This is a genomic window from Streptomyces sp. NPDC043680, from assembly GCF_056436685.1.
The window spans coordinates 495,016-507,171 of sequence record NZ_JBWKCE010000002.1 but is presented as its reverse complement, the minus strand read 5'-3'; the positions used below and the strand labels follow the sequence as shown (position 1 = coordinate 507,171).

12 protein-coding genes are annotated in these 12,156 nt (G+C 72.4%); 7 read left to right on the top strand and 5 right to left on the bottom strand.

Annotated elements, in window-relative coordinates; genetic code table 11:
* Window positions 1-9: 9 nt before the first annotated feature.
* Both AC0666_RS05670 and AC0666_RS05665 read right to left on the bottom strand, forming a co-directional pair.
* Window positions 10-1,038 carry an aldo/keto reductase gene (locus AC0666_RS05670; protein ID WP_478707144.1) on the bottom strand — a complete coding sequence of 343 codons (1,029 nt, stop codon included), beginning with the start codon at window positions 1,036-1,038 and terminating at the stop codon, window positions 10-12.
* Window positions 1,035-1,415, bottom strand: a complete 381-nt coding sequence (locus AC0666_RS05665; RefSeq protein WP_361713878.1) for a MerR family transcriptional regulator — start codon at window positions 1,413-1,415, stop codon at window positions 1,035-1,037. Before AC0666_RS05665 ends, AC0666_RS05670 begins: the two co-directional genes overlap by 4 nt.
* Before the next feature lie 52 nt (window positions 1,416-1,467).
* Here AC0666_RS05665 and AC0666_RS05660 point away from each other — a divergent pair, with 52 nt between their 5' ends.
* A complete protein-coding gene (locus AC0666_RS05660) occupies window positions 1,468-2,301 on the top strand; it encodes a serine hydrolase domain-containing protein (protein ID WP_478707143.1) in 834 nt (277 codons plus the stop codon).
* On the opposite strand, the gene AC0666_RS05655 is transcribed toward AC0666_RS05660, so the two are convergent.
* Window positions 2,298-2,951 carry a pirin family protein gene (locus tag AC0666_RS05655; RefSeq protein WP_478707142.1) on the bottom strand — a complete coding sequence of 218 codons (654 nt, stop codon included), beginning with the start codon at window positions 2,949-2,951 and terminating at the stop codon, window positions 2,298-2,300. The genes AC0666_RS05660 and AC0666_RS05655 overlap by 4 nt on opposite strands.
* Window positions 2,952-3,031: 80 nt before the next feature.
* On the opposite strand from AC0666_RS05655, the gene AC0666_RS05650 reads away from it, so the two are divergent.
* The 5 genes from AC0666_RS05650 to fabF all read left to right on the top strand — a co-directional run bounded on the left by AC0666_RS05650 (window position 3,032) and on the right by fabF (window position 7,916).
* Window positions 3,032-4,237, top strand: a complete 1,206-nt coding sequence (locus tag AC0666_RS05650) for a PucR family transcriptional regulator (RefSeq protein ID WP_468967703.1) — start codon at window positions 3,032-3,034, stop codon at window positions 4,235-4,237.
* Between the two features lie 89 nt (window positions 4,238-4,326).
* Window positions 4,327-5,244 carry an ACP S-malonyltransferase gene (locus AC0666_RS05645; protein WP_468967706.1) on the top strand — a complete coding sequence of 306 codons (918 nt, stop codon included), beginning with the start codon at window positions 4,327-4,329 and terminating at the stop codon, window positions 5,242-5,244.
* A gap of 19 nt (window positions 5,245-5,263) precedes the next feature.
* Complete coding sequence (locus tag AC0666_RS05640) at window positions 5,264-6,268, top strand: ketoacyl-ACP synthase III (RefSeq protein ID WP_356850409.1); 1,005 nt, start codon at window positions 5,264-5,266, stop codon at window positions 6,266-6,268.
* 56 nt (window positions 6,269-6,324) lie between these two features.
* A complete protein-coding gene (locus AC0666_RS05635; protein WP_125816520.1) occupies window positions 6,325-6,573 on the top strand; it encodes an acyl carrier protein in 249 nt (82 codons plus the stop codon).
* Window positions 6,574-6,650: 77 nt separating this feature from the next.
* The gene (fabF, locus tag AC0666_RS05630; RefSeq protein WP_468967711.1) at window positions 6,651-7,916 is read left to right on the top strand and encodes a beta-ketoacyl-ACP synthase II; all 1,266 of its coding nucleotides are present in this window, start codon (window positions 6,651-6,653) and stop codon (window positions 7,914-7,916) included.
* A gap of 72 nt (window positions 7,917-7,988) precedes the next feature.
* On the opposite strand, the gene AC0666_RS05625 is transcribed toward fabF, so the two are convergent.
* The gene (locus AC0666_RS05625) at window positions 7,989-8,483 is read right to left on the bottom strand and encodes a DUF3145 domain-containing protein (protein ID WP_361713866.1); all 495 of its coding nucleotides are present in this window, start codon (window positions 8,481-8,483) and stop codon (window positions 7,989-7,991) included.
* A gap of 250 nt (window positions 8,484-8,733) precedes the next feature.
* Here AC0666_RS05625 and AC0666_RS05620 point away from each other — a divergent pair, with 250 nt between their 5' ends.
* Window positions 8,734-9,630, top strand: coding sequence for an SGNH/GDSL hydrolase family protein (locus tag AC0666_RS05620; RefSeq protein ID WP_478707141.1), 897 nt, complete (start codon window positions 8,734-8,736; stop codon window positions 9,628-9,630).
* Window positions 9,631-9,710: 80 nt separating this feature from the next.
* On the opposite strand, the gene AC0666_RS05615 is transcribed toward AC0666_RS05620, so the two are convergent.
* Window positions 9,711-12,149, bottom strand: coding sequence for a glycoside hydrolase family 3 protein (locus tag AC0666_RS05615; protein WP_468967718.1), 2,439 nt, complete (start codon window positions 12,147-12,149; stop codon window positions 9,711-9,713).
* Between the last annotated feature and the right edge of the window lie 7 nt (window positions 12,150-12,156).

Sequence of the window (12,156 nt, the reverse complement as noted above, 5' to 3'; positions counted from 1 at the left end):
AGGAGCCGGTCAGCGCGAGTCGGCCTCGCGGGCGGCGGAGGTGAAGGACATGTCCGGGTAGCGGTCCCCCGCGACCTGCCCGGCGATCGGCTCCAGCAGGGCGAGCTCGGCCGGCGAGAGGGTGATCCGGGTCGCGGCGGTGTTCTCCGCGAGGCGGGACGGCTTGCGGGTGCCCGGGATCGGGACCACCGTCAGGCCGTGCACCTGCGCCCGCTGCTGCACCCAGGCCAGTGCGATCTGCGCCGGGCTCGCCCCGTGCGCCCGGGCGACCTCCCGCACCGGGGCCAGCAGGGCGGCGTTGGCCCTGGCGTTGTCGCCGGTGAACCGGGGCTGGTGGCGGCGGAAGTCACCCTCCGACAGGTCCGCCGCCGCGTCGGCGAAGGCACCCGTCAGGAAGCCCCGCCCGAGCGGGGAGTACGGCACCAAGGCCACGCCCAGCTCCGCCGCCGCACCCACCGCGCTGCGCTCCACGTCCCGGCTGAACAGCGACCACTCCGACTGGAGCGCCGCGATCGGGTGCACCGCGTGCGCCTCGCGCAGCTCGGCGCCCGTGACCTCGCTGAGCCCCAGGTGGCGCACCTTCCCCTCCTGCACCAGCTCGGCCATGGCGCCCACCGACTCGGCGAGGGGCACGGCCGGGTCCCGCCGGTGCATGTAGTAGAGGTCGATCACCTCGGTGCCGAGCCTCCGCAGACTGGCCTCGACGGCCTGGCGGATGTAAGCCCGGTCGTTGCGGACGCCGCGGTGATGCGGGTCGTCCGAGCGCTCTATGGCGAACTTGGTGGCGAGGGTGATCTCGTCCCGGTGGGCGGCGACGAACGGCGCGAGGAACTCCTCGTTGCGGCCGCGCCCGTAGACGTCCGCCGTGTCCAGCAGGGTGACCCCGAGGGCCAGCGCCGCCTGCAGGGTTTCGCGGGCCGCCGCCTCGTCGGTGTCCCCGTAGAACTCGCTCATGCCCATGCAGCCGAGGCCCTGGACGCCGACCCGCGGGCCGCCCTTGCCGAGTTCGACCTGTTCGATGGTGGTGTGGTGCGTCATGCCCGTTGTGCCTTCCCCGTGTAGAGCTCGATCTTGTAGTCCAGTACGGCGAGCGCGTCGTTCAGCTCCGTGATCCGCGCCCGGACCTCGCGCCGGGTCTGCTCCAGCAGTTCCCGGCGCAGGTCGACGGTGTGCTCGCCCTCGCGGACCAGTTCGGCGTAGCGGACCATGTCCGCCACCGACATCCCGGTGCTCCGCAGCTTGCCCACGAAGGCCAGCCAGCCGAGGTCGTCGTCGGTGAACCGGCGCTGCCCCGAGTGGGAGCGGTCCACGTGCGGCATCAGGCCGATCCGCTCGTACCAGCGCAGGGTGTGCTGGCTCAGACCGGTCCGGGCCTCGACCTCGCTGATCGTGTACCGCGTCTGCGTCAGGCTCATGACCGACACGCTAAAACCCTTGAGTGCACTCCAAGCAAGTAGGCTCGACGGCATGGAGAGTCTGCGGATCATCGAGAGCTGGCCGGTACCCAACGCCGCGGCGGCCGTCGTGCGCGCCGACGGGAGCCTGGCCGGTACCCACGGGCCGGTCGGCCACCGCTTCCCGCTGGCCTCGGTGACGAAGCCGCTCGCCGCGTACGCCGCCCTCGTGGCGTACGAGGAGGGCGCGATCGAGCTGGACGAGCCGGCCGGACCGGAGGGTTCGACGGTGCGTCACCTGCTCGCGCACACCAGCGGGCTGGCCTTCGACGAGCACCGCGTGATGGCCCCGCCCGGGACCCGGCGGCTGTACTCGAACGCCGGTTTCGAGGAGCTCGGCGACCACATCGCCAAGGCCACCGGCATTCCCTTCGCCGAGTACCTGCACCAGGCCGTGTGCGAACCGCTGGGCATGACCGCGACCACCCTGGAGGGCTCCCCCGCCAAGGACGGCGTCTCGACCGTCGCCGACCTCGTCCGGTTCGCCGCCGAACTCCAGGCGCCCCGGCTGCTCGACGTGCGCACGGTCGCCGAGGCCACCTCCGTGGTCCACCCGGGGCTCAAGGGCGTCCTGCCCGGCTATGGCCACCAGTCCCCCAACGACTGGGGACTCGGCATGGAGATCCGCGACGGCAAGAGCCCGCACTGGACGGGCGCTTCCTCCTCGCCGCGCACCTTCGGCCACTTCGGGCAGTCGGGCACCTTCCTGTGGGTGGATCCGCAGGCGCGGGCGGCGTGCGTGGCGCTGACGGACCGCGCCTTCGGCCCATGGGCCGTGGAGGCCTGGCCCCCGTTCACCGAAGCGGTCCTCGCCGAGCTCGCGGCCGGCCGGGCCCTGCGGCCTTAAGGGAGTTCCCAGATCAGCACTTCGCCCGGGGCGGCGGCGACGAGCTCCAGGCGCTGTTCGCCGGTGATCCGGGCCGAGTCCCCGGGGCCGAGCTCCTGTCCGCCCAGGCGCAGGTCCCCGGACACCACGTGCAGGTAGACCCGCTCGGCGGCCGGTACCGCGATGCGCTCGCCCGCGCCCGGCCGGCGCACGTGCAGGACGGCTCCGGCCGCGGGGAGTTCGTACGGCTCGTCTTCGGCGATGTCCCGGACCAGCTCGTACGAGGGGTCCCCGCCCGCGGCCAGCGGCGCGAGCCACATCTGGACGAAGCGCAGCGGGACCGGGCCGTCGTTGCGTTCCACGTGGCGGGCTCCGGAGCCGGCGCCGAGGTGCTGGACGTCTCCGGGCCGGACCAGGCTGCTCGTGCCGGTGCTGTCGCGGTGGGTGAGCTCGCCCTCGACCACCCAGGTCACGATCTCGGTGTGGCTGTGCGGGTGCTCGCCGAACCCGGCGCCCGGTGCGAGGGTCTCCTCGTTGCAGGCGAGGACCGGGCCGAAGCGCAGGTTGTCCGGGTCGTAGGAGGACCCGAAGGAGAAGGCGTGCCGGGTCGTGATGCCGGCGTCCGGATCGCCGCCCTCGTACCGGTCGGCGCTGCGGCGTACGTCAATCATGGGGGCCACCGTAGCCGCGGCCCGGGCCCCGGGAGGAGACCGGAGTCGGCGCCGCCGTCCCGATAAGGCAGTCTTGTCCCGTGCCTCAACCCGAACGCGAGCATTCCCCCGCTCATCCCGCTGCCGCGCATCCGCATGCCGCGACGCTGCGCCGACTGGAGAAGTCCTCCGGCCGGCTCGCCGCCAACGCGATCGCCCGCATGGACGAGACCCTGCCGTGGTACCGGGCGATGCCCCCGGAGAACCGGTCCTGGATCGGCCTGGTCGCGCAGGCCGGTATCGCCGCGTTCACGGAGTGGTTCCGGCATCCGGAGACCCCGCAGGCGATCTCCACCGACGTCTTCGGGACGGCTCCGCGGGAGCTGACCCGGGCGATCACCCTGCGCCAGACCGTCGAGATGGTCCGCACCACGATCGAGGTCATGGAGGCCGCGATCGAGGAGGTCGCGGCGCCGGGCGACGAGTCGATCCTGCGCGAGGCGCTGCTGGTGTACGCGCGGGAGATCGCCTTCGCGACGGCCCAGGTGTACGCGCAGGCCGCGGAGGCCCGGGGGGCGTGGGATGCCCGCCTGGAGTCCCTCGTCGTCAATGCGGTGCTCTCCGGAGAGGCCGACGAGGGCGCGCTGTCGCGGGCGGCGGCGCTCGGGTGGAACTCCCCGGAGCACGTGTGCGTGGTGCTGGGCACGGCGCCGGAGGGCGACAGCGAACTGACGGTCGAGGCGATCCGGCGGGCGGCCCGCCACCACAAGCTGCAGGTGCTGACGGGTGTGCTGGGTGATCGCCTGGTGGTGGTCGCGGGTGGCAGCGACAACCCGCTCCAGGTGGCGAAGTCGCTGATCGGGCCGTTCGCGGCGGGGCCGGTGGTCGCCGGTCCGGTGGTGCCGGACCTGCTGAACGCGACGAAGTCCGCGCAGGCGGCGGCCGCCGGGCTGAAGGCGTGCACGGCCTGGCAGGACGCGCCGCGGCCCGTGCTGGCGGACGATCTGCTGCCGGAGCGCGCGATCGCCTCGGATCCCTCTGCCCGCGAGCAGCTGGTGGAGGAGATCTACAGACCGCTGGAAGAGGCGGGCTCGGCTCTGCTGGAGACGCTGAGTGTGTACTTGGAGCAGGCGAGCAGCCTGGAGGGTGCTGCGCGGATGCTGTTCGTACACCCGAACACGGTGCGCTACCGGCTGCGACGTGTGACCGACGTCACCGGCTGGTCGCCGTCGGACGTCCGCTCGGCGTTCACCCTGCGGATCGCCCTGATCCTCGGGCGTCTGGCCGACGGAGATCAGCAGTCCTAGACTTTTGTCGGACATCAACAATTACCCCGACGGTTCTTCGTCCCTGTCCCCACGGGCGGCGGAGACCGTCCACAAGAGAGAGTGTGAGGGTGCTCGTACTCGTCGCTCCCGGCCAAGGCGCACAGACGCCCGGCTTCCTGACTCCCTGGCTCGAACTGCCCGGCGCCGCCGACCGCGTCGCCGCGTGGTCGGACGCCATCGGGCTCGACCTTGCCCACTACGGCACGAAGGCCGACGCGGACGAGATCCGCGACACGGCCGTGGCCCAGCCGCTGCTGGTCGCGGCGGGCCTGCTGTCCGCGTCCGCGCTGGGATCGCGCACGGCCTTCGGTGCCGTCGCGGGCCACAGCGTCGGCGAGATCACGGCCGCCGCGTACGCCGGTGTGCTGTCGGACGCCGACGCGCTGTCGTTCGTACGGACCCGCGGCCTGGCGATGGCCGAGGCCGCCGCGGTCACCGAGACCGGCATGGCGGCGGTGCTCGGCGGGGATCGCGACACCGTCGTCGCGCACCTGGAGAAGCTGGGTCTGACGCCCGCCAACATCAACGGCGCGGGCCAGATCGTGGCCGCGGGGACCATGGAGCAGATCGCCGCCCTGGAGGCGGAGAAGCCCGAGGGCTCCATGAAGGTCGTCGCCCTCAAGGTCGCGGGCGCCTTCCACACGCACCACATGGCTCCGGCCGTCGATACGCTGGAGAAGGCCGCGCAGGCCCTCACCCCGGCCGACCCCGAGCTGACCTACGTCTCGAACAAGGACGGCCGCGTCGTCACCACGGGCGCCGACGTCGTCGCCCGACTGGTGGGCCAGGTCGCCAACCCGGTCCGCTGGGACCTGTGCATGGAGACCTTCGCCGAGCTGGGTGTCACCGGTCTCGTCGAGCTCAGCCCCGGTGGCACGCTGACGGGTCTGGCCAAGCGTGCGCTCAAGGGCGTGCCGACGGTGGCCCTGAAGACGCCGGACGATCTCGACAAGGCCGCAGCGCTCCTCGCCGAGCACGCGGCCTGAGAGAAGGAGCCCACACAGCATGTCGAAGATCAAGCCGGCCAAGGGCTCTCCGTACGCCCGCATCCTCGGCGTCGGCGGCTACCGGCCGACCCGGGTGGTCCCCAACGAGGTCATCCTGGAGACGATCGACTCGTCCGACGAGTGGATCCGGTCCCGCTCCGGCATCGCGAGCCGGCACTGGGCCTCGCCGCAGGAGACCGTCGCCGCGATGTCGGTGGAGGCCGCCGGCAAGGCGCTGGCCGATGCCGGCGTGTCGCCCGAGCAGATCGGTGCCGTGATCGTTTCGACGGTCTCGCACTTCAAGCAGACCCCGGCCGTCGCGACCGAGATCGCGCACCGGGTCGGAGCGGTCAAGCCCGCCGCGTTCGACATCTCCGCCGGCTGCGCCGGTTTCGGCTACGGACTGACCCTGGCCAAGGGCCTGGTCATCGAGGGCTCGGCGGAGCACGTCCTCGTCATCGGCGTGGAGCGGCTCTCGGACCTGACCGACCTGGAGGACCGCGCGACGGCCTTCCTGTTCGGCGACGGCGCGGGCGCCGTCGTCGTCGGCCCCTCGGACGAGCCGGCCATAGGCCCCACGGTGTGGGGTTCGGAGGGCGACAAGTCCGAGACGATCAAGCAGACCGTGCCGTGGGACGAGTACCTCGGCAAGGACGGCGGCGAGAAGTTCCCCGCCATCACGCAGGAGGGTCAGGCGGTCTTCCGCTGGGCCGTCTTCGAGATGGCCAAGGTGGCCCAGCAGGCGCTCGACGCCGCCGGGATCACCGCGGACGACCTGGACGTCTTCATCCCGCACCAGGCCAATATGCGGATCATCGACTCGATGGTGAAGACTCTCAAGCTGCCGGAGCACGTCACGGTCGCCCGTGACGTGGAAACCACCGGCAACACGTCGGCCGCCTCGATCCCGCTCGCCATGGAGCGGCTCCTGGCGACCGGAGCGGCGAAGAGCGGCGACACCGCGCTCGTCATCGGCTTCGGGGCGGGGCTCGTCTACGCCGCGACGGTCGTTACCCTCCCCTAGGGCCCGGGATCCACTCCCGCCCTGTTTCACCCAGTCAGCTATAGAAGGAGCGCCACATGGCCGCCACGCAGGAAGAGATCGTCGAAGGTCTCGCGGAGATCGTCAACGAGATCGCGGGCATCCCGGTCGAGGACGTCGAGATCGACAAGTCCTTCACCGATGACCTGGACGTCGACTCCCTGTCCATGGTCGAGGTCGTCGTCGCCGCCGAAGAGCGCTTCGACGTCAAGATCCCGGACGAGGACGTCAAGAACCTCAAGACGGTCGGCGACGCTGCCGACTACATCCTGAAGCACCAGGCCTGAGCCTGACGTGAGCTGTCGCCACCCGGCGGTGGCGCCGTGACAATTCAGCACCCCTGAGACGTGGAGAAAGAATTCCTGTGAGCCCGACCAATCGCACCGTGGTCGTCACCGGTATCGGCGCAACCACTCCGCTGGGTGGCGACAGCGCATCGACCTGGGAAGGTCTGCTCGCCGGCCGTTCCGGCGTCAAGCCCCTTGAGGGCGAGCGCTTCGCCGAACTCCCGGTACGTATTGCCGCTCCGGTCGCCGTAGACCCGAGTGAGGTCCTGCCCAAGCCGCTGGCACGCAAGCTCGACCGGTCGGCGCAGTTCGCCGTCATCGCGGCCCGCGAGGCCTGGGCCGACGCGGGCTACACCGCCCCGGCGGGCGAGGACGAGTCCATCGCGCCCACCCGGCTGGGCACCGTGATCGCCTCCGGTATCGGCGGCGTCACGACGCTGCTCGACCAGTACGACGTACTGAAGGAAAAGGGTGTGCGCCGGGTCTCCCCGCACACCGTCCCCATGCTCATGCCGAACGGCCCGTCGGCCAACGTCGGCCTGGAGGTCAACGCCCAGGCGGGCGTGCACACTCCGGTCAGCGCGTGCGCCTCGGGCGCCGAGGCCATCGGCTACGCCGTCGAGATGATCCGTACCGGCCGCGCCGACGTCGTCGTCGCGGGCGGCACCGAGGCGGCGATCCACCCGCTGCCGATCGCCGCGTTCGCCAACATGATGGCGATGTCCAAGAACAACGAACACCCCGAGCAGGCCTCGCGCCCGTACGACAAGGACCGCGACGGCTTCGTCCTGGGCGAGGGCGCGGGCGTCGTCGTCCTGGAGTCCGCCGAGCACGCCGCCGCGCGCGGCGCCCGGGTGTACTGCGAGGTGCTCGGCCAGGGTCTGTCCGCGGACAGCCACCACATCGCGCAGCCGGAGCCGACCGGCCGCGGTGTCGCCGCCGCCGTGCAGAACCTCCTCGACAACACGGGCCTGGACCCGGCCGAGCTGGTGCACGTGAACGCGCACGCCACGTCGACCCCGCAGGGCGACACGGCTGAGCTGAAGGCGCTGCGCAAGGTCCTGGGCGACGACCTGGACCACATCGCGATCTCCGCGACCAAGTCGATGACCGGCCACCTGCTGGGTGGCGCGGGCGGGATCGAGACCGTGGCGACCGTGCTGGCGCTGTACCACCGGATCGCCCCGCCCACGATCAACGTGGACGAGCTGGACGAGGACATCACGGAGGACATCGTCCGCGGCGAGCCGCGCAAGCTGCCCGTCGACGGCCCGATCTCCGCGATCAACAACTCGTTCGGGTTCGGCGGCCACAACGTCACCCTGGCGTTCCGTACGGTCTGACGCCACGAAGGCTCCGTACGAAGGCCCCCTGCCCGGCAGCTGCTGCCGGGCAGGGGGCCTTCGTCGGTCTGCTCAGACGACCTGGTGGAGCCAGCGGACGGGGGCGCCCTCGCCGGCGTAGCGGAAGGGCTCCAGCTCGTCGTCCCAGGGCTTGCCGAGCAGCTTGGCGATCTCCGCCGCCAGGTCGGTCTCGCCGCGCGCGGAGCGGGCGAGGGCGGCGCGCAGCCGGTCCTCCGGGATCAGGATGTCGCCGTGCATGCCGGTGACGGCGTGGAAGATGCCGAGTTCCGGGGTGGAGCTGTAGCGCTCGCCCTCGGCGGTCGGGCAGGGTTCGGCGGTCACTTCGAAGCGCAGCAGGTGCCAGCCGCGCAGGGCGGAGGCGAGCTTCGATGCCGTGCCCGCTTCGGCCTGCCAGGAGAACTCGGCTCTCCAGGTGCCCGGCGAGGCGGGCTGCCTGATCCAGTCGAGGTTCACCCGCACCCCCAGCACGCCCGCAACAGCCCATTCCACGTGCGGGCAGAGCGCGCGCGGTGCGGAATGCACGTACAGAACTCCACGTGTCGTCACCGGGACCTCCAGTGTGGGACGAGGTCGGGAATAAACTCCAGAAAACGGACAGTTTGTGACGTGATGTAATGTAACGGAAAATATTGAACATTGCGCTGCGGGACCTGCGGCCGAAACGCCACGGGGAAAAGCTACCGTGCGCCAGGGGTCATGGTGTGACGTACGGTCGGTCCCGGGCCGCCGAACACAGAGCTTTCACTCAGCAGGACGCCCCCGGGGGACGCGGGGCGACGAGAAGGGGAACCACCCGATGCGCACCACCGCTCCGCGCCGCCGCGCGCGCCGGACCCTTGCGGGCGCGGGAGCGGCATTGGCCGTCATGGCCGGGGCCCTGACCGGGTGTCAGTCCAACGGGTCCGCCCCCGACGGCGGGCACAGGGGGCAGGCAGGGCCGCGCTGGAACACCGCCCCCACGTCGATCGCCGCCGTCGGCGATTCCATCACGCGGGGCTTCGACGCCTGTTCGGTGCTGGCGGACTGCCCGGAGGTCTCCTGGGCCACCGGCAACGACCCCGCCGTCCGGTCGCTGGCCGCGCGGCTGCTCGGGGAGTCCGAGGTGCCGCTGCGCAGCTGGAACTACGCGGTGACCGGCTCGCGGATGGCGGACCTGGCGGGCCAGGTGGCCGCGGCGGCCGCGCACAAGCCCGACCTGGTCACGGTGATGGTGGGCTCGAACGACGCCTGCCGCCCGACGGCTTCCTCGATGACGTCCGTGGCGCAGTTCCGGGCCGGGTTCGAGAAGGCCCTCGCGGACCTGCGGGCGGCCTCCCCCACCTCCCAGGTGTACGTCTCCAGCGTGCCGGACCTGCAGCGGCTGTGGGAGCAGGGCAAGGACAGCCCGATGGTGCGGCAGGTCTGGAAGCTGGGCATCTGCCAGTCGATGCTGGCCGACCCCCTGTCGGCGGCCGCGGGGGCGACGGCCCGGCGCGAACAGGTGCGGGCGCGGGTGGTCGAGTACAACGAGGTGCTCCGCGAGGTGTGCGCGAAGGACCCGCTGTGCCGCTACGACGGCGGGGCGGTGTTCCAGTACCCCTTCGACGCGGGGCAGTTGAGCCGCTGGGACTGGTTCCACCCCGGCAAGGACGGCCAGGCCCGGCTCGCGGAGCTCGCGCACCGCCAGGTGACGGCCGCGCAGCCGCCGCGCTAGAGCACGGCCGTGGACCGGAGGAGGGTGTCAGGGCCCTCCTCCGGTCCGGATCAGGGGTGATTTCCGGCCACCTGTGGGGGCTAGAGCTCCAGGGTGGCGGTGAGGCGGGTGTCCCCGTGCGCATGCGCGGCGCGGACCTCGTAGGTGCCGCCGATCCGCTGCCAGCCGCGGCTCGGCTCGTCCCAGATCTCGAAGGCGCGGGCCGGCAGGGCGATCTCCGCCTCGACGCTCTCTCCGGGGCCCGCCTCGACGCCCGCGAAGGCCGCGAGCCAGCTCGCCGGGCGCTCGACCCGGTCGGCCACCGGGGCGAGGTAGACCTGCACGACCTCGCGGCCGTGCCGGGTGCCGGTGTTGGTGAGGCGGACCCGGGCGGTGGTGCCGGTGACCTCCAGGGACTCGTAGGCCCAGTCGGTGTAGCCGAGGCCGTGCCCGAAGGGGAAGGCGGGGGTCACGTTCTGCGCCTCGTAGGCCCGGTAGCCGATGAGGAGCCCCTCGCCGTACTCCAGGCGGCCGTCGGCGGGGACGACCTCGGTGACGGGGGCGTCCGCGAACGCGGCGGGCCAGGTGGTGGGCAGCCGCCCGCCGGGCTCGGTGTGCCCGAGGAGTACGTCGGCCAGCGCGGCCCCGCCCTCCTGCCCGGGGAACCAGGTCAGCAGGACGGCGGCGACGTCCTCGCGCCACGGGAGCTCCACCGGGGAGCCCGCGTTGACGACGACCACGGTGTTCGGGTTGGCGGCGGCGACGGCGCGCACCAGGTCGTCCTGACGGCCCGGCAGCCGCAGGTCGCGCCGGTCGAAGCCCTCGGACTCCACCCGCTCGGTGGTGGCGACGACCACGACGGCGGTGTCGGCGGCGCGGGCGGCGGCCACGGCCTGCGCGATCAGCTCGTCGGGGGCGCGCCGCGGGCCGAGGTGGAGCAGGGAGAACATGATCGCCTTGAGCGGGAGGGCGGTCGTGTCGGGGACCTGGAAGGTGAGCGAGACCTCGACCGGCTCGTCCGCGGTGAGCTCGATGCGGGCGCGCTCGCTGGGAGCGCCGAAGAAGGCCTCGAAGGGGTCGGCCTCGTCGCCCAGCTCCTGCACCCCCTCCCAGAGGGTGCGCCCGCCGACGGCGAGGGTGAAGGCGCCGAGCCCGCGGGTGCCGAAGGCGTGTTCGCCGCTCTCGCGCGGCAGGAAGCGGCCGGTGACCTCGATGCTCGCCATGGTCTCGTACGAGGCGCCGGCCGGCAGGTCGTCACCGATCCACTGCACCCGGCCGGAGGGCAGGCTGCCTTCGCCGAGGACGGCGCCGGAGGCGTCCCGGCAGACGGCGCGCAGCTCGAAGCCCTTGTCGGCGGGGACGAGTTCCTCGCTGGGGTCGGCGCCGACGGCGTAGGTCAGGGCACCTTCGGGGAGGGCGGCGGTGAGCCCGTCGAGCGGGGAGACCACCCGCTCGGGGAAGACGGTGGCCGAGCCGCCGCCGAGGACGCGGGCGTCACGGGCCGCGGCGCCGATGAGGGCCACGGTGCGGCCCGGTGCGGCGTCGAGCGGCAGCGCCGCGTCCCGGTTCCGTACGAGGACGAAGCCGCGGGCGGCGATCTCGCGGGCCAGCGCCTGGCCGTCGACGGGGGCCGGCGGCTCGGTGACGACGGCGGGCGCGCCCGCCAAGGCGCCGACCCGGGCGGCGAGGCGCAGCACGTTGCGCACGGCCGCGTCCACGGCCGACTCGGGGACCCGGCCCGCCCGGACGGCCTCGGCGAGGGCGGATCCGTAGACGGTCTGCGGTCCGGGCATGGCCACGTCGAGGCCGCCGAGGATGCCGCCGGTGGTGGAGCGGGCGGCCATCCAGTCGGAGACGTTGTATCCGTCGAAGCCCCATTCGCCGCGCAGGACCTCGCCCACCAGGTGCTGGTGCTCGGTCATGGTCGTGCCGTTGACCTGGTTGTAGGCCGTCATGATCCCCCAGGGGCGGGCGTTCTTGACGATGGCCTCGAAGGGGGCCAGGTACAGCTCGCGCAGGGTGCGCGGCGCGATCACGTTGTCGACGGTGAACCGCTCGGTCTCGGCGTCGTTGCCGACGAAGTGCTTGACGGTGGTCCCGACGCCGCCGTCCTGGACGCCGTTGACGTAGCCGCTGCCGATGGCACCGGTGAGGTGGGGGTCCTCGGAGTAGCACTCGAAGTGGCGGCCGCCGAGCGGGGAGCGGTGCAGGTTGACGGTGGGTGCGAGGAGGACGTGGACGCCCTTGCGGCGGGCCTCCTGGGCGAGGAGCCGGCCGGCGCGGCGGGCGAGCTCGGGGTCCCAGGCAGCGGCGAGCGCGGTCGGGGAGGGCAGGGCGATGGACGGGTCGTCGGCGGTCCAGCGCACGCCGCGGACCCCGATGGGGCCGTCGGACATGACGAGGGACTGCAGCCCGATCTCGGGGAGGGCGGGCAGGGACCACATGTCCTGGCCGGCCAGCAGGCGGGTCTTGGTGTCGAGATCGAGCTTGCCGAGCGCCGCTTCCACGACGTCGTTGCGGACCTGATCGGCATCGGTCACGGCCGTG

Coding starts and splice junctions, on each gene's coding strand:
- AC0666_RS05670 (WP_478707144.1), bottom strand. CDS start 1,038: ATGACGCACCACACCACCATCGAACAGGTCGAACTCGGCAAGGGCGGC.
- AC0666_RS05665 (WP_361713878.1), bottom strand. CDS start 1,415: ATGAGCCTGACGCAGACGCGGTACACGATCAGCGAGGTCGAGGCCCGG.
- AC0666_RS05660 (WP_478707143.1), top strand. CDS start 1,468: ATGGAGAGTCTGCGGATCATCGAGAGCTGGCCGGTACCCAACGCCGCG.
- AC0666_RS05655 (WP_478707142.1), bottom strand. CDS start 2,951: ATGATTGACGTACGCCGCAGCGCCGACCGGTACGAGGGCGGCGATCCG.
- AC0666_RS05640 (WP_356850409.1), top strand. CDS start 5,264: ATGTCGAAGATCAAGCCGGCCAAGGGCTCTCCGTACGCCCGCATCCTC.
- AC0666_RS05635 (WP_125816520.1), top strand. CDS start 6,325: ATGGCCGCCACGCAGGAAGAGATCGTCGAAGGTCTCGCGGAGATCGTC.
- AC0666_RS05620 (WP_478707141.1), top strand. CDS start 8,734: ATGCGCACCACCGCTCCGCGCCGCCGCGCGCGCCGGACCCTTGCGGGC.